The sequence below is a fragment of the Streptomyces albus subsp. albus genome (assembly GCF_000719865.1).
In the GTDB taxonomy this organism is placed as follows: domain Bacteria; phylum Actinomycetota; class Actinomycetes; order Streptomycetales; family Streptomycetaceae; genus Streptomyces; species Streptomyces albus_E.
Window position 1 is genome coordinate 19573 of sequence record NZ_JOID01000014.1, and the last position, 14359, is coordinate 33931.

Here is a 14359-nt window from a genome sequence, read left to right on the forward strand (position 1 = left end):
TCATCCGTGAGGAGGAGACGGTGAACGGGGCCGCCCGTCTGAGGACGGAGGCGGAGATGAGTATTCGCGCGGATGCCGGAGCGGCCGGGACCTGATGAGGTGGGAGGGTGCACAACCGTACGCCGAAGTCCGCGCCCACCTGCCCGCTCCGCCCCGCCCGCCCGGCCGGCCCCGCCGGGCCGCGCGTCGAACCGGCGTCCGTGGCCTCCGGCGCCCGCCGGCGCGCCGTACGCGACGGCGACCGGCAGACGGACACGGCGCATCTGCTGCACAGCCTCCTGGAGTGCGACCCGGACGTACGCGCCGCGTTCGACGGCGGCCCCGCGCAGGTCCTGCGGCTGCGCGGCTACCTGGCCCAGCGCAGCATCGGCTACGGGCTGCGCTGGCGGGGCGCGCCCGAGGGCTCCGGGGCACCGTTCCGGCCCCGTACGGGGAGCGCGGCGCCGCTGTCACCGGCAGCGGCCTCGGCCGTCGAGGGTGCGCTGACGCGGGCCCTCGCCCGGGGAGCGGACCGGGCGACGGGAACGGACCTGCTGGCCGCCCTGGCCGCCGACCCGGAGTGCCGGGCCGCGGAGGTGCTGCGGCGGGTCGGGGTCGCCCCGGAGCGGCTGGCGGAGCGGCTGGAGCGCTGTCCCGTCGGGGACGGTGGCTGAGCGGCCGGACGGGTCGCGCGTCGTCGTCGTGCTCGTGGCCCGGGCGGGTGGCGGGATGGGAGGGCGTTCCCGGTGCCTCACCCGGTGCGACGGGTGGCGCTGCGGGATGGCCGAGCGGGCCGGGAGCCCAGGGCGCGGCGTGGCGGCGGCCGCGGGCGGGTCCGCGTACGGGCGTCCCCGGCGGAACGGGCCTCCGCCGGGGACGCCGGACCGACGGTGCGTCAGCAGGTGACGACCTTGCCGTAGGAGCCGCGGCCCCAGTGCCCGGTCCAGGTCTCACCGTGCTGGTAGGTCAGGCACGGCAGGTCCCGGCCGTGCTTGATGACCACCTTGACGTGCATGGTCCGGCCGCAGGTGTTGGTGACGGTGACCTTCTTCCGGTGCTTGACCACGTCCCGCCGGACACATGCCGGGGCCGTGCCCTGTGCGTCCGCCGCCGCGGCCGGAGCCATCCGCTCCGCGGCGCCGGCGGGTGCCGCGAACGCGGGGGTGGCGGGGAGGGCGAGCCCGCCCGCGAGGGCCGCGGCGGCGGCGCCGAGTGCGAGGCGCCTGCGGGCGGTCGCTGCGTGCGGGCTCGTCCTGTGTGCGTTCGTCATGGGTCCGGAGTCCTTTCCGATGGTCCGCTGGACGGACGGTCTGGAGGCCCGGCAGCCGGACGGGCTGCCGCTCGGCCGGGCCTGCTTCCGGTGACGAGCCTGGGGGTTCGAAGGCCGAACTGTCCATAATGCGCGGGGAAATGAGGTAATCATGGGACATGTGCCCCGCTGAACTGCGGGGACGACCGTCCCCGGGACGGTTTCCGGGGACGTCTCCGGTGCCGCCCGGGGCGGCGGGGTCGCGTGGGACGGCCGCGGTGCCGTCAGGTGTCAGCCGCAGTGACACTCGTGACAGGCCTGAACGGTGCTGACATCATGAGGGGATGCTGTCCCGTGGAGGATCCGCCGGTCTCGGACTCGCCCTGGTCTCGGCGCTCGCCTTCGGCGGCTCGGGCGTCGCGGCCAAGCCGCTGATCGAGGCGGGGGTGGACCCCCTGCACGTGGTGTGGCTGCGGATCGCGGGCGCCGCTCTCGTCCTGCTGCCCCTCGCCTGGCGCCACCGCGCGCTCCTGCGCAGGCGTCCCGCGCTGCTCACCGGTTTCGGCCTGCTGGCCGTCGCCGGTGTGCAGGTCTGCTACTTCGCCGCGATCTCGCGCATCCCGGTCGGCGTCGCCCTGCTCGTGGAATACCTGGCCCCGGCCCTGGTGCTCGGCTGGGTCCGGTTCGTGCAGCGGCGTCCGGTGACGCGTGCGGCGGCGCTCGGGGCCGTCCTCGCGGTCGGCGGACTGGCCTGTGTGGTGGAGGTCTGGGCCGGGCTGGGCTTCGACGCGCTGGGGCTGTTGCTTGCGCTTGGCGCGGCTTGCTGCCAGGTCGGCTACTTCGTGCTGTCGGACCACGGCGGCGGTGGCGACGACGCGGCCGATCCGGCCGGTGTCATCGCGTACGGGTTCCTGATCGGCGCGGCCGCGCTGACCCTGCTCGCCCGGCCGTGGGCCATCGACTGGCACCTGCTCGCCGGGCGCGCGGAGCTGGCGGACGCGGCGGTGCCCGCGGCGCTGCTGCTGGGCTGGATGGTGCTGGTGGCCACCGTCCTGGCCTATCTGACCGGGGTGGTGGCCGTACGACGGCTGTCGCCGCAGGTGGCCGGGGTGGTGGCGTGCCTGGAGGCGGTGGTCGCCACCGTGCTCGCCTGGGTGCTGCTGGCGGAACACCTTTCCGCGCCCCAACTGCTGGGCGGCGCCGCGGTACTGGCGGGCGCCCTCATCGCCCAGAGCTCGGTGCCCAGGGCCGACGCGGGAGTGGTGGCGGGGACGGCGGCGGCCGGTGGTGCCGGTGGTGCCGGTGCGGAGGCGGGGGGCCGGTGCGTCCGGGAGGGAACTGGCTAGAGTGCTGCCCGTGCACCTCATGGTTCTGCCGCCTCCGCCCGCGTAGGGCGGGCGGCCTCCGCCGAAGACCAGCCCGGCCGGCCGCCGGGCCGGTTGCCGCTGCCCGCGTCATGGAGTTCCGCGGCCACCGTCCTCGTCTTCCGTGGAGAACCTCACGTGCGCTCCTCCCCCCTTCTTCCCTCGCTTTCCCTCCCGTCCCCGGCGTCCTCCGGTCCGTCCGTGGGCCGGGCCCTCCTCTCCCTCGTCGTGGCCGGTGCCGCCTGGGGCACTGTCGGAGCGGTCGCCGCCCTGCTCCACCGTGCCGGTGATCTCGGCCCCGTCGCGCTGTCCTTCTGGCGCTGCGCCGGCGGGCTGCTCCTGATGCTCGGCTGGTCGGCGCTGCGTGCCGCGCGGCCCGCTCGGTCCGCACGGCGGACGCCGGCGGCTCCCGAGTCCCGGGGCCGGCGGTGGCTGCGCGTCCTCGGCACCGGGTGCGGTATGACGCTGTTTCAGACCGCCTACTTCGCCGCCGTGCTGGAGACCGGACTCGCGGTCGGCACCGTGGTGACCCTCGGTGCCGGCCCGGTGCTGATCGCCGCCGGCGCCCGGCTGCTGATGGGCGAGCGCCTCGGGCGCGGCGGCCTGGCCGCGGTGGCCGGGGCGCTCACCGGCCTCGTGGTGCTCGTGCTGGGCGGCGGCGGGGGCACGGTCCGGCCGGCGGGTGTGGCTCTGGCGCTGCTCTCCGCGACCGGATACGCCGGGGTCGGTCTGCTCGCCCGGTGGCTGGGCCGGGACGGGGCACGGGCGGATCACCGTTCCACGACGACCTGGGCGCTCGCGGTCGGCATGGTCTGCCTGCTGCCCTGGGGCCTGTCGGAAGGCCTGCTGCCGCACATGGAGGAGCCCGTGCGGGTGCTCGGCCTGCTGGGGTACATGGCCGCGGTGCCGACCGCGCTGGCCTATTCCCTGTACTTCGCCGGCGCGGCCGTCGTCCGGGCCGCCACCACCGCGGTCGTCATGCTGATCGAACCGGTCGCCGCGGCCGTCATCGCGGTGGCCGTCCTCGGTGAGCGGCTCACCGGCCCCATGCTGCTGGGCACCGGGCTGCTGCTGGCGGCGGTGGCCGGGCTGGCCGTCGCGGAGACGCGGACAGCGGCTCCGGTCCGCGGCCCGGCGGACGGCCCGGCCCGCCCGGGCGGTCCCGGACGCGGCGGGCCGCGCCGGTCCGGGACCGCCGTGCGGCGGCGGTGAGTTCCGTGCCCCCGCCGCGCGGGCGCCGCCGCCGGCGGGGGCTCAGCGGGCCGTGAGGTAGGCGGGGACAGCGACCGACGGGGCCAGGTCCGCGGACGGCTGGGGGACGCCGCGGGTGGTGGAGACCGGGACGACCCCGCTCCAGTGGGGGAGGTCCAGGTCCTCCGGGTCGTCGTTCGGCCCGCCGGTGCGGATCTTCGCCGAGACCTCCCGCAGGTCGACGGAGATGACGGACGTGGCTGCGAGTTCCTTGGCGTTCGGCGGGCGCGTGTCCCGGGAGCGGCCGGCCACGGCCTGGTCGACCAGGGCGTCCAGGGCCGCGGCCCGCTCCTCCTCGCCGAGGACGCTCCGGGCGGTGCCGTGGACCACCACGGAGCGGTAGTTGACGGAGTGGTGGAAGGCCGACCGGGCCAGCACCAGGCCGTCGACATGGGTCACGGTCACGCACACCGGCAGGCCGGTCCCGCTCTCCTCCGTCGCGCGCAGCGGGCGGGAGCCGGTCGAGCCGTGCAGATACAGGCGCTCGCCGACGCGGGCGTAGATCGTCGGCAGGACGACCGGCGCGCCGTCGCGGATGTAGCCGAGGTGGCAGACCCAGCCCTCGTCGAGGATCGCGTGCACCACCTCGCGGTCGTACGAGGCCCGGTGGCGGGCCCGGGTCGGGGTGGTGCGCTCGCTCGGTTCGTAAGGGACTGGCCCCGGCATGGTGCGCTCTCCTTTGTATTAGTGCATACTATGTTTTGTGCTAGGAGATTACCGGATCCAGGGGCGGCGCGCAGCCGAGATCGTGACGAGCGTGGAGGAGGGCGTGGGCGCCGGAGCCCTCGCCCCCGGGGAGCGGCTGCCGCCGCTGCGGGAGCTCGCCGGGGAGCTGGGCGTCAACCCCAACACGGTCGCCGCCGCCTACCGCCTGCTGCGCGAACGCGGCGTGATCGAGACGGATGGCCGGCGGGGCAGCCGGGTGCGCGCCCGCCCGGCCACCACCCCCCGGGAATCCCTCCGGGTCGAGGCGCCCCCGGGCGGGCGGGATCTGTCCACCGGCAATCCCGACCCGGCCCTGCTGCCCCCGCTGGGCCCCGCGCTCGCCGAAGCCGCCCGCCGCTCCGCGCGGCGGCCGGTCCTGTACGGGTCCCCGACCGTGGACCCGGACCTGGCCCGGGCCGCCCGCGCGCAGCTGGACGCCGACGGAGTGCCGGACGGGCCCGTCGGCGTCACCTCCGGCTCCCTGGACGCGATCGAACGCGTGCTCGCGGCCCATCTCCGGCCCGGCGACGCGGTGGCGGTCGAGGACCCCGGCTGGGGCGGCATGCTGGACCTCGTGCCGGCGCTCGGCATGCGCGCGGTGCCCGTCGCGGTCGACGACGAGGGGCCGCTGCCCGGCGAGGCGGGCCGCGCGCTGCGGGAGGGAGCGCGGGCGCTCGTCGTCACCGGCCGCGCCCAGAACCCGACCGGGGCCGCGGTGAGCGCGGCGCGGGCGGCGGAGCTGCGCGCCGTCCTCGCCCGCCACCCGCGCACCCTGCTCATCGAGGACGACCACGGGCACGGCATCGTCGACCTGCCCCTCCACCCGCTCGCGGGAAGCGTGCCGCACTGGGCCCTCGTCCGCTCCACCGCCAAGGCCTACGGCCCGGACCTGCGGCTCGCCGTGTTCACCGGGGACCCGCTCACCGTCGACCGGGTGCGGGGCCGGCAGCGGCTCGGCCCGGGCTGGGTCAGCCATCTGCTGCAGTACACCGTGACGGAGCTGTGGCGGCCCGGCGCGGTGGACCCGGCGGCCGTCGCGCGGTCCTACGGGGCCCGGCGCGAGGCCCTGGTGGCGGCGCTGCGACGGCGGGGGATCGCGGCGCGCGGCCGGAGCGGGATGAACGTCTGGGTGCCCGTCCCCGACGAGACCGGCGCGGTGGCCCGGCTGCTCCGGGCCGGCTGGGCCGTCGCTCCCGGCGCGCGCTTCCGCACGGCCTCGCCGCCGGGGGTGCGGGTGACCGTGTCGCCGCTGTCCCGGGACGAGACCGAGGAGGTGGCGGAGGCGCTGGCGGCGGCGGCCGGCCCGCCACCCGCGGGGCGCTACGCCTGAGAGCGGCGGCGGGGCCGGCTCTGCGCCGGCGCCGCCCCGGCCGGCACGACCAGCGCCCCGGCCGGCGTGTTCCGGTCGAGGCGCTCGTCGAGCAGCGCCACACCGGCGGCGGTCGCGATGACGGGGATGAAGTACGTGACCATCCGCGCGGTCGTCGGCCCCACCTCCGCGACCAGCCCGTACTGGACCAGGCAGGCCGCTCCGGTGCCGAGCGCGCCGAGCGCGGTCACGGCCGGCAGCGGCACCAGCGGGAAGGAGGACGGGGCGGAGGTGAACAGCGGTGTGACGAGCGCCGGTTGCGCGGTGCCCAGCAGCAACCGGACGCTCGGCATGGCCAGACGGGATTCGGTGCGGTCGGCCGGGCTGCGCCGGACGCGGATCCAGCCGACGGCGTAGCTCGCGGAGGCCTCAGGTCTGCGGGATCTTGCGGAAGTCCCAGGAGGCGACGGCCTCGGGGGTCAGCCGCAGCCAGCCGTGCCGCCCGTCGTGCGGCAGCTCGTCCAGTCCGAAGTACTTGGCGGCGAAAAGCCGTTCGGGTGCGTCGAGCTCGGGGCACGGCTCGCCCGTGCGCGGCACTTCCCCGACGAACTCCGCCGTCCCCGACAGCTCGGCGCCGCGCAGCTCGCCGTACTCCTCGCCGTCGTCCACGATCACGGCGACCCGCGGATCGCGGCGCAGCTGCGCCCAGCGGCGGCTGCGGGTGAGCGAGTAGAGCCAGAGGGACGTGCCGTCCCAGCAGAACCAGAGGGCGCTGACGTGCGGACGGCCGTCCGCGCCGACCGTGGCCACCCGGCAGGTGCGCTGCCCGGCGAGGAAGACGTCCAGCTCCTGCGGGCTCATCATGATCCGGCGGCCCCGCCGCTGGGTGGCGGTCATCTCGTCCGTCCTCCGTGCTGGTGGTGATCAGGGGTCCGGACAGCATGCGGTCTCGGCGCGGGGTGCGCAATGCCGGCCCTGCCGCACCGGGGGCGGGGGAGACCCGCGGCGGGGTTCGCGGGCCGAGGCGCCGGTGGCGCGGGGGTGCCGTTGGAGGGGGACGCCGTGCGGAAGCCGTGTGCGCGGGGCCGTGGGCCCGGCGACGCGACAGCGCCCGTGGCCTTCCCCTCCCTTCCCCTTCTTCTCTCGTCCGCCCTTCCGTTGCCCCTCTCCCCGGGGCGCGCCGTGCCGCACCGTGCCCTCCGCGGCCACCACGGGCGGCTTGCTCCGCACCGGCGGGTCCCCGCCCGAGGGGCGGCCGGGAGGACTCAGCCCAGCATCACCGAGTCACCCTGGACGGTGATCTTCGCCGGCGGCAGCGGCTTCGGCGCCGGTCCGCCCTTGACGCTGCCGTCGAGCGCGCTGTATTTGGCGCCGTGGCAGGGGCAGTTGATCAGGCCGTCGGTCACGTCCTTGACCGCGCAGCCCTGGTGGGTGCAGGTCGCGGAGAAGGCCTTGAACTCACCGGCGGTCGGCTGGGTCACGACCACCTTCTGGTCCGGGAAGACCTTGCCCCCGCCCTCGGGGATGTCCGCCGTCTTCGCCAATTCCGTACCGCCGCCGGCCACCTCCCCGCCGGCTTCCCCGCCCGCCTCGCCGGCACCGGCACCGGTGTCCGCGCCCGCCTCGGGCGCCCCGGCGTCGCCGGCCGGCTGCTGTGCCCCGGCCCCGGAGTCACCCGAGTCGCCGCAGGCGGCGAGGGCCGCCGTGAGACCGGCGGCCCCGGCGGCTGCGACCACGGCGCGGCGGCTGGTGCTCCGCGCGGAGCCCTGAGATCCCGTCATGGTGAGTACGTCCCTTTCGCTGAGGCGCTGTACGCGACCTGCCCCGGTGACAGCCGCTCCCACCGACCTGTACGCAGCGGGGCCGCGCGGTGTTCACCGCCCGTGCGGGCCCCGCCGCCGGGTCCGTGCCGGGCCGCCCGGGCCGGCGCCGTAATCTGGGGGGATGCTGCGCGACGTCACCGCCACCCGCTACATCGCACCGCTGCGGGAGGGCGGTTCGCTGCCGGGCCTCGTCGAAGCGGACGACACCGGCCTCTGGGTGGTGAAGTTCGCCGGGGCCGCGCAGGGCCGGAAGACCCTGGTCGCCGAGGTGATCTGCGCGGAGCTGGGCCGCCGGCTGGGGCTGCGCGTCCCGGAGCCGGCCGTCGTCCGGCTCGACCCCGTGCTCGGGCTGGGGGAGCCCGACCCCGAGGTGCAGCACCTGCTCAAGGCCGGCGGGCCGAACCTGGGGGTCCGCTTCCTCTCCGGCGCCCTCGGCTTCGACCCGCTGGGCTGGGAGATGACACCCGCCGACGCCGGCCGCGTCGTCTGGTTCGACGCGCTCGTGGGCAATGTCGACCGCTCCTGGCGCAACCCCAATCTGCTCGTGTGGCAGGGGGAACCCTGGCTGATCGACCACGGAGCGACCATGATCTGGCACCACCACTGGCCCTCGGCGCCGAAGGCCGCGGCGCGGCCGTACGACGCCTCGGACCACGTCCTCGCCCGGTTCCGCCCCGACGTCCGCGGGGCCGCGGCCGACCTCGCGCCCCGGGTCACCGCGGAGCTGCTCGCCGAGGTCACCGCCCAGGTGCCCGACGCGTGGCTGGACGGCGAGCCCGGCTTCGACGGCCCGGAGTCGCTGCGCCGCGCCTACGCCGAGATCCTGCTGCGCCGGTCCCGCACCGTCCACGAGAACCTCCTGCCCGCCCCCGCGGGCCGGGACGGCGAGAGGGCGGCCCGGTGAGCGCGGGTGCGGAGGGGCGCGACGTCTTCGAGTACGCGCTGCTGCGGGTGGTGCCGCGGATCGAACGCGGGGAGTGCCTCAACGCGGGCGTGGCCGTCTACTGCCGGGCGCGGTCCCTCGTCGTGGTCCGCACCCACCTCGACGAGGCGCGGCTGCGGGCCCTGGACCCGCTGGCCGACACCGCGGGCGTGCGGGCGGCGCTCCGCGCTGACGAGGAGTTCTGCCAGGGCGGGGCCGGGCGGGCCGCGGAGGAGGACCCGGGCCGGCGGTTCCGCTGGCTGGTGGCCCCGCGCAGCACGGTGGTCCAGCCCGGTCCGGTGCACACCGGGCTGACGGCCGATCCCACCGCCGAGGCGGAGCGGTTGCTGGAGCTGCTGGTGCGGTGAGGCCTGCGGCCGGCGTTCGTGTACGGGTGCGGGGCCGCTTCTTCGCGCTGCGCGCGGGTGCTGCCCTCCCACCCGCCCGTTACAGTCCGCATCCCGGCGGGGCGGGGCCTGCGGCCGGGATGCGTGGACGGGTGCGGGGCCCCGTCCTCGCGCTGCGCGCGGGGGCTCCCTGGAACCCTGGGACCTGAAGGTGCGGGCCGTCTTCGCGCTGCGCGCGGGGTGTTTCCCTCCCTCCCACCCGCCCGTTGCCGCTCGCTGCTCGCCGAAGCACCGGGCGGGGCCGTGCGGGTGTCCCGGCAGGGCCGGTGGGGCAGAGAGCGGCCGTTCTCCGGGCTGTGACATGCGCGCCTCGCGGCGACAGGCCGTTGACACGGAGTGCCAGGGCTTCTAGCGTTTCGCCGAAGACCTACTAAGCGGTTGCTCACCTGCTCGGCCCGCAGTGCCCGCGCCCGCCGGCGCGGCCGGCCGGCCGGTGGGCCGGACCCGCATCCGAGCGCGAGGAGAACCCGCATGTCCACCACCGAGCAGCGCGTCGCCATTGTGACGGGCGGTGCCCGCGGCATCGGCGCGGCCACCGCCGTACGCCTGGCCGAGGAGGGCCGCGCCGTGGCCGTCCTCGACCTCGACGAGGCGGCCTGCAAGGACACCGTGGAGAAGATCACGGCCGCCGGCGGCACCGCCCTCGCCGTCGGCTGCGACGTCTCCGACGCCGAGCAGGTCGAGGCCGCCGTGACGCGGGTGGCCGAGGAGCTCGGCGCGCCGGTCGTCCTCGTCAACAACGCCGGGGTGCTCCGCGACAACCTGCTGTTCAAGATGTCCGAGGGCGACTGGGACACCGTGATGAACGTGCACCTCAAGGGCGCGTTCCTGATGACCCGCGCCTGCCAGAAGTACATGGTCGACGCCAAGTTCGGCCGGGTCGTCAACCTCTCCAGCAGCTCGGCGCTCGGCAACCGCGGCCAGGCCAACTACGCCACCGCGAAGGCGGGTCTGCAGGGCTTCACCAAGACCCTGGCCAAGGAGCTCGGCAAGTTCGGCGTCACGGCCAACGCCGTCGCCCCCGGCTTCATCGTCACCGAGATGACCGCGGCCACCGCCGCCCGCGTCGGCATGGGCTTCGAGGACTTCCAGGCCGCGGCCGCCTCGCAGATCCCCGTCCAGCGCGTCGGCCGGCCCGAGGACATCGCCAACGCGATCGCCTTCTTCACCGGCGACGCCGCCGGATTCGTCTCCGGCCAGGTCATGTACGTGGCCGGCGGCCCGCTCAACTAACCAGCAGGGGAACGGAAAGAGATGACTGCCGACGTGCAGGACAGCGGAAAGACCGCGATCATCACCGGAGCGAGCCGCGGCATCGGCTACGGCATCGCCGAGGCGCTCGTCGCCCGCGGCGACCGGGTGTGCATCACCGGGCGCACCGAGGAGACGCTCAAGGAGGCCGTGGAGAAGCTCGGCGCCGACCGGGTCATCGGCGTGGCCGGCAAGGCCCACGACCCGGCTCACCAGGCGGAGGCCGTCGAGCGCACGATGGAGGCTTTCGGCCGGGTCGACTACCTCGTCAACAACGCGGGCACGAACCCCGTCTTCGGGCCGATCGCCGACCTCGACCTCAACGTGGCGCGCAAGGTCTTCGAGACCAACGTCGTCTCGGCGCTCGCGTTCGCCCAGCTCACCTGGAAGGCCTGGCAGCGGGAGAACGGCGGCGCGATCGTCAACATCGCCTCCGTCGCCGGCGTCTCCGCCTCGCCCTTCATCGGCGCCTACGGCATCAGCAAGGCCGCCATGGTCAACCTGACGCTCCAGCTCGCGCACGAGTTCGCGCCCTCCGTGCGGGTGAACGCGATCGCCCCCGCCGTCGTCAAGACGAAGTTCGCGCAGGCGCTCTACGAGGGCCGCGAGGAGGAGGCCGCGGCGGCCTACCCGCTCAAGCGGCTCGGCACCCCGGAGGACATCGGCGGCGCCGCCGAGTTCCTGCTCTCGGACCGGGCCGGCTGGATCACCGGGCAGACGCTCGTCGTCGAGGGCGGCATCTTCCTCAACGCGGGCGTCGGCTGAGACCCCCGGAGGTCCGCGGGCACGCCGTCGCTTGACCTCGTGTGCGCTCCAACCGGCACAGTCCTCGGTGCGGGCCCGTCCGGGTCCGCACCGAGGGGCTTTTCCGGCCCCCGGTCCGGCACGGTTCCCGGAGGGACACGCGCACATGCGGTACCAGAAGCCCGCCGGCGGCGCCGGGCCCGAGGCCGGCGCCCTCTGCCTGGGCGTCATGACCTTCGGCACCACCGTCGACGAGGAGACGTCCTTCGCGATCCTCGACCGGTTCGCGGAAGCGGGCGGCACCTTCCTCGACACCGCGGACAGCTATCCCTGCTGGAGCGACGGCGTCACCGGCGACGAGGCCGAACTCCTGCTCGGGCGCCTACACCCGCGAGGACAAGGAGCTGCCGCCGCAGTACGCGCACCACCCCGAATCAGGTGGTGCGGGCCTGGATGCTCGGCGGGCGCGTGCCCGTGCTGCCGGTCCTGGGGGTCAGCAGCGGTGGCCCAGCTGGACGAGCTGCTGGCCGCCGCCGAGCTGGACCCGGACCCGGAGGCGCGGGCCCGGCTGGACGCGGCCTGACGGGGGCGGGGACGGGGAGTGGGGGGACGGGGAAGCGGGACGGCGAGCGGGGCGCGGGGCGGAGAGGCCGGGGCGCCGGCCCGTTCTCCCGCCGTCCCGGGGGTCTTCTCCCGCACCCGGGCGGGGCGTTGTCAGTGCGCGCCGGTACGTTCTGGGAACCGTTCCGATCGACCCCGGAGGTTGTTGACGTGACCGACATGCTGCCCGAGTCCTGGCGAGGCGTCCTCGGCGAGGAGCTGGAGAAGCCGTACTTCGCGGAGCTCATGGCCTTCGTCGAGGAGGAGCGGGCGGCCGGGCCGGTGTACCCGCCGCGCGAGGAGGTCTTCGCGGCGCTGCACGCGACGCCCTACGACCGGGTGAAGGTGCTCGTCCTCGGGCAGGACCCGTACCACGGCGAGGGCCAGGGCCACGGGCTGTGCTTCTCGGTCCGCCCCGGGGTGCGGGTCCCGCCCTCGCTGCGGAACGTCTACAAGGAGCTCAAGGAGGACCTCGGCCACCCGGTCCCGGACAACGGCTTCCTGATGCCCTGGGCCGAGCAGGGGGTGCTGCTGCTCAACGCGGTGCTGACCGTCCGGGCCGGTGAGGCGAACTCCCACAAGAACAAGGGCTGGGAGCGCTTCACGGACGCCGTGATAAGCGCCGTCGCCGCGCGGCCCGACCCGGCCGTCTTCGTGCTGTGGGGCAACTACGCCAAGAAGAAGCTCCCGCTGATCGACACCGGGCGGCACACCGTGGTGCAGGGGGCGCATCCGTCGCCGCTGTCGGCGAAGAAGTTCCTCGGCAGCCGGCCCTTCAGCCAGATCGACAAGGCCGTCGCCGACCACGGCCACAGCCCGATCGACTGGCGCATCCCGGACCTGGGCTGAGCGCCGCCCCCCCTCCGGCCCGTCCGCTGCGCCGGGTGGGCCGGTGACCGGGCGGGGTTCCGGCGGGGTGGCTAGCGTCGGAGGGAGCGGGACGGAACGGTGGAGGACGGAGTGACGGTGGCCCAAGGGGACGACGGAGCACGGGAAGGACCGGAGGCGGCGGTGGAGGAAGAGCAGCGGGGGCGTGCCGAGCGGGAGAGCGGCGGCGAGGACCCGATGATGACGCGGATCGGGCAGGTGGTCATGCTCCTGCACGCCGGGGACCGCGAGGAGGCCCGCAACCGCTTCGCCCTCTTGTGGGAGGAGACCGGCGAGGACGGCGACGCCCTGCACCGGTGCACCATCGCCCACTACATGGCCGACACCCAGGACGATCCCGAGCGCGAGCTGGAGTGGGACCTGCGGGCCCTGGCCGCGGCGGACTCGCTCTCGGACGAGCGGGTGCGGCAGCACGACGCGGCCGTGCGGCTCCGCGGCTTCTACCCCTCGCTGCATCTCAACCTCGCCGCGGACTACGCCAAGCTGGGCCGGCCGGAGCGGGCGCGGGCCGAGCTGGCCCGGGCCCGCGCCGCCTCGGCCGTTCTCGACACCGGCGATGCCGCCACCGGCCCGTACGCCGCGGGCGTGCTCTCCGCGATCGACCGGCTGGAGACGCGGCTGGCGGACGGCGCCGGTCAGTCGCCGTAGAAGTGCCGGCAGATCCGGGCCTGCCTGCTGCCCGGCTCCCAGCGGCCGTAGCGCTCCCCGAGCTCGCAGACGCCCGCGCCGGGGCGGGGCGGCGGCGGAATCCGGGTGGCGGACCGCTGCGGTGCCGGCCGCTCGGCCGGGCGGGGATGCTCCGGCCGGGGCGGGCCGGCGGGGGACGGCCGCTCGTCGGGGCGGAGGGCTTCCGGGAGCGGCGGGCCGGGGCGGGGGCGCGCCGGCGGCGGAGCGCCGGTCCCGCGCGGCCCGCGCGGGGTGGCGTCCGGATCGGCCGTCCCCAGGGACTCACGGGGGACTGCGGGCCGTGGTGCGCGGGCCCCTGTGGGGCCGGGGCCCGGGGTCGCCGCCGCCGGATCCGCGCCGCGGCTCACGGCGGCCGTCGGCTCGCCGGAGACGGAGACGCAGCCGGCCAGAAGCGGGGTCATCAGAAGGAACGCTGCTGTTCGTGGGCGCACGGGATCAGCGTGCTGCGCCGCCCTCCGGACCGGTGCGGGGCGCCGGGAAAGGCGCCCGGTGGAGTGACGGCCCGTCACCCGTACGGCGCAGCGTCGTGCCGCGGCCCGGAGACGAGCATTCCGCCCAGCAACTCCCGGATGCTCTCCCGGAGTTCCTCCCGGTCGGGTCGGGTGGTGTGGAAGGACCCTGCCGTGCAGGAGAAGAGGATCCCGTCGCACCAGGCGACCAGGGAGAGGGCGTGGCGCCGCGGGGCGCGGGAGCCGGCGGCGGCCAGCATCCCCTCCGCCATCTCCCGGAACACCCGGCCCCGGGCGTCGTAGACGGCCCGCAGCTCCGGCCGGCGGGTGGCCTCCAGGGCCAGTTCGTAGCGGGCGACCAGCAGCCGGCGGTGCCCGGAGAGATAGCCGTCGAGGGCTGCGGCGAGTGTGTCCGCCAACCCCTCGAGGCCACCGGACGGGGAGAGCGTGCCGTCGCCCGGCACGAGGACGGCGCGCTCGCGCTCCGCCAGCCGCTGGACGGTGAGCTCCAGCAGCGCTGCCCGGGTGCGGGCGAGATTCGAGGTGGAGCCCTGCGGCAGCCCGGCCGCCTCGTCCACCGCCCGGTGCGTCAGTCCGCGCAGACCCCGCTCCGCGAGCAGGCCGATCGCCGCGTCGGCGACCAGGGCGGGGCGGGAGGCGCGGGGAGCTCCGCGTGTTCCGGTGACCATGCCGCCCAATCTACCGCTCTCACTACAGCTGTAGTACGCTCC

The 14359-nt window shown here is 75.9% G+C and carries 18 protein-coding genes; 11 read left to right on the forward strand and 7 right to left on the reverse strand.

Annotated features, from left to right (window positions below; genetic code table 11):
* Nucleotides 1-107: 107 nt before the first annotated feature.
* Nucleotides 108-653 carry a Clp protease N-terminal domain-containing protein gene (locus IF83_RS0115120; RefSeq protein ID WP_037680096.1) on the forward strand — a complete coding sequence of 182 codons (546 nt, stop codon included), beginning with the start codon at nt 108-110 and terminating at the stop codon, nt 651-653.
* Nucleotides 654-874: 221 nt separating this feature from the next.
* Here IF83_RS0115120 and IF83_RS0115125 read toward each other — a convergent pair whose 3' ends face one another.
* Nucleotides 875-1249: a hypothetical protein gene (locus IF83_RS0115125; RefSeq protein WP_030544696.1), complete on the reverse strand. Its 375-nt coding sequence runs from the start codon at nt 1247-1249 to the stop codon at nt 875-877.
* A 323-nt stretch (nt 1250-1572) separates the two neighbouring features.
* Here IF83_RS0115125 and IF83_RS0115135 point away from each other — a divergent pair, with 323 nt between their 5' ends.
* Nucleotides 1573-2574 (forward strand): EamA family transporter, encoded by a 1002-nt coding sequence (locus IF83_RS0115135; protein WP_037680098.1) that lies wholly within the window; start codon nt 1573-1575, stop codon nt 2572-2574.
* 219 nt (nt 2575-2793) lie between these two features.
* Complete coding sequence (locus tag IF83_RS0115140; RefSeq protein ID WP_244177085.1) at nt 2794-3804, forward strand: DMT family transporter; 1011 nt, start codon at nt 2794-2796, stop codon at nt 3802-3804.
* 42 nt (nt 3805-3846) lie between these two features.
* On the opposite strand, the gene IF83_RS0115145 is transcribed toward IF83_RS0115140, so the two are convergent.
* Nucleotides 3847-4509 carry a pyridoxamine 5'-phosphate oxidase family protein gene (locus IF83_RS0115145; protein ID WP_030544699.1) on the reverse strand — a complete coding sequence of 221 codons (663 nt, stop codon included), beginning with the start codon at nt 4507-4509 and terminating at the stop codon, nt 3847-3849.
* Between the two features lie 37 nt (nt 4510-4546).
* Between IF83_RS0115145 and IF83_RS0115150 the strand changes: the two genes are divergently transcribed.
* Nucleotides 4547-5878 carry an aminotransferase class I/II-fold pyridoxal phosphate-dependent enzyme gene (locus IF83_RS0115150; RefSeq protein WP_030544700.1) on the forward strand — a complete coding sequence of 444 codons (1332 nt, stop codon included), beginning with the start codon at nt 4547-4549 and terminating at the stop codon, nt 5876-5878.
* Here IF83_RS0115150 and IF83_RS0115155 read toward each other — a convergent pair.
* From IF83_RS0115155 to IF83_RS0115165, 3 genes are all read right to left on the reverse strand, one after another.
* A complete protein-coding gene (locus IF83_RS0115155; RefSeq protein ID WP_078843498.1) occupies nt 5869-6258 on the reverse strand; it encodes an EamA family transporter in 390 nt (129 codons plus the stop codon). The genes IF83_RS0115150 and IF83_RS0115155 overlap by 10 nt on opposite strands.
* 28 nt (nt 6259-6286) lie before the next feature.
* On the reverse strand, nt 6287-6754 hold the full coding sequence (locus tag IF83_RS0115160; RefSeq protein WP_030544702.1) for a pyridoxamine 5'-phosphate oxidase family protein: 468 nt from the start codon (nt 6752-6754) through the stop codon (nt 6287-6289).
* Between the two features lie 368 nt (nt 6755-7122).
* Nucleotides 7123-7638, reverse strand: coding sequence for a Rieske (2Fe-2S) protein (locus IF83_RS0115165; protein ID WP_030544703.1), 516 nt, complete (start codon nt 7636-7638; stop codon nt 7123-7125).
* A 163-nt stretch (nt 7639-7801) separates the two neighbouring features.
* Between IF83_RS0115165 and IF83_RS0115170 the strand changes: the two genes are divergently transcribed.
* From IF83_RS0115170 to IF83_RS0115200, 7 genes are all read left to right on the forward strand, one after another.
* A complete protein-coding gene (locus IF83_RS0115170) occupies nt 7802-8584 on the forward strand; it encodes a HipA family kinase (protein ID WP_030544704.1) in 783 nt (260 codons plus the stop codon).
* Nucleotides 8581-8970 (forward strand): DUF3037 domain-containing protein, encoded by a 390-nt coding sequence (locus tag IF83_RS0115175; protein ID WP_030544705.1) that lies wholly within the window; start codon nt 8581-8583, stop codon nt 8968-8970. The genes IF83_RS0115170 and IF83_RS0115175 overlap by 4 nt, the downstream gene beginning before the upstream one ends.
* 510 nt (nt 8971-9480) lie before the next feature.
* The gene (fabG, locus tag IF83_RS0115180) at nt 9481-10242 is read left to right on the forward strand and encodes a 3-oxoacyl-ACP reductase FabG (RefSeq protein ID WP_030544706.1); all 762 of its coding nucleotides are present in this window, start codon (nt 9481-9483) and stop codon (nt 10240-10242) included.
* A 33-nt stretch (nt 10243-10275) separates the two neighbouring features.
* Entirely contained in the window at nt 10276-11025 is a 750-nt protein-coding gene (locus IF83_RS0115185; protein ID WP_078843514.1) for an SDR family oxidoreductase, read from the forward strand.
* Between the two features lie 145 nt (nt 11026-11170).
* The gene (locus IF83_RS35650; RefSeq protein WP_030544708.1) at nt 11171-11587 is read left to right on the forward strand and encodes an aldo/keto reductase; all 417 of its coding nucleotides are present in this window, start codon (nt 11171-11173) and stop codon (nt 11585-11587) included.
* A 197-nt stretch (nt 11588-11784) separates the two neighbouring features.
* The gene (ung, locus tag IF83_RS0115195; RefSeq protein WP_030544709.1) at nt 11785-12453 is read left to right on the forward strand and encodes a uracil-DNA glycosylase; all 669 of its coding nucleotides are present in this window, start codon (nt 11785-11787) and stop codon (nt 12451-12453) included.
* Nucleotides 12454-12669: 216 nt separating this feature from the next.
* The gene (locus IF83_RS0115200; protein ID WP_030544710.1) at nt 12670-13140 is read left to right on the forward strand and encodes a hypothetical protein; all 471 of its coding nucleotides are present in this window, start codon (nt 12670-12672) and stop codon (nt 13138-13140) included.
* Here IF83_RS0115200 and IF83_RS0115205 read toward each other — a convergent pair.
* Entirely contained in the window at nt 13128-13580 is a 453-nt protein-coding gene (locus IF83_RS0115205) for a hypothetical protein (protein WP_051722795.1), read from the reverse strand. The genes IF83_RS0115200 and IF83_RS0115205 overlap by 13 nt on opposite strands.
* A gap of 104 nt (nt 13581-13684) precedes the next feature.
* Nucleotides 13685-14317: a TetR/AcrR family transcriptional regulator gene (locus IF83_RS0115210; RefSeq protein WP_030544712.1), complete on the reverse strand. Its 633-nt coding sequence runs from the start codon at nt 14315-14317 to the stop codon at nt 13685-13687.
* Nucleotides 14318-14359: the final 42 nt, after the last annotated feature.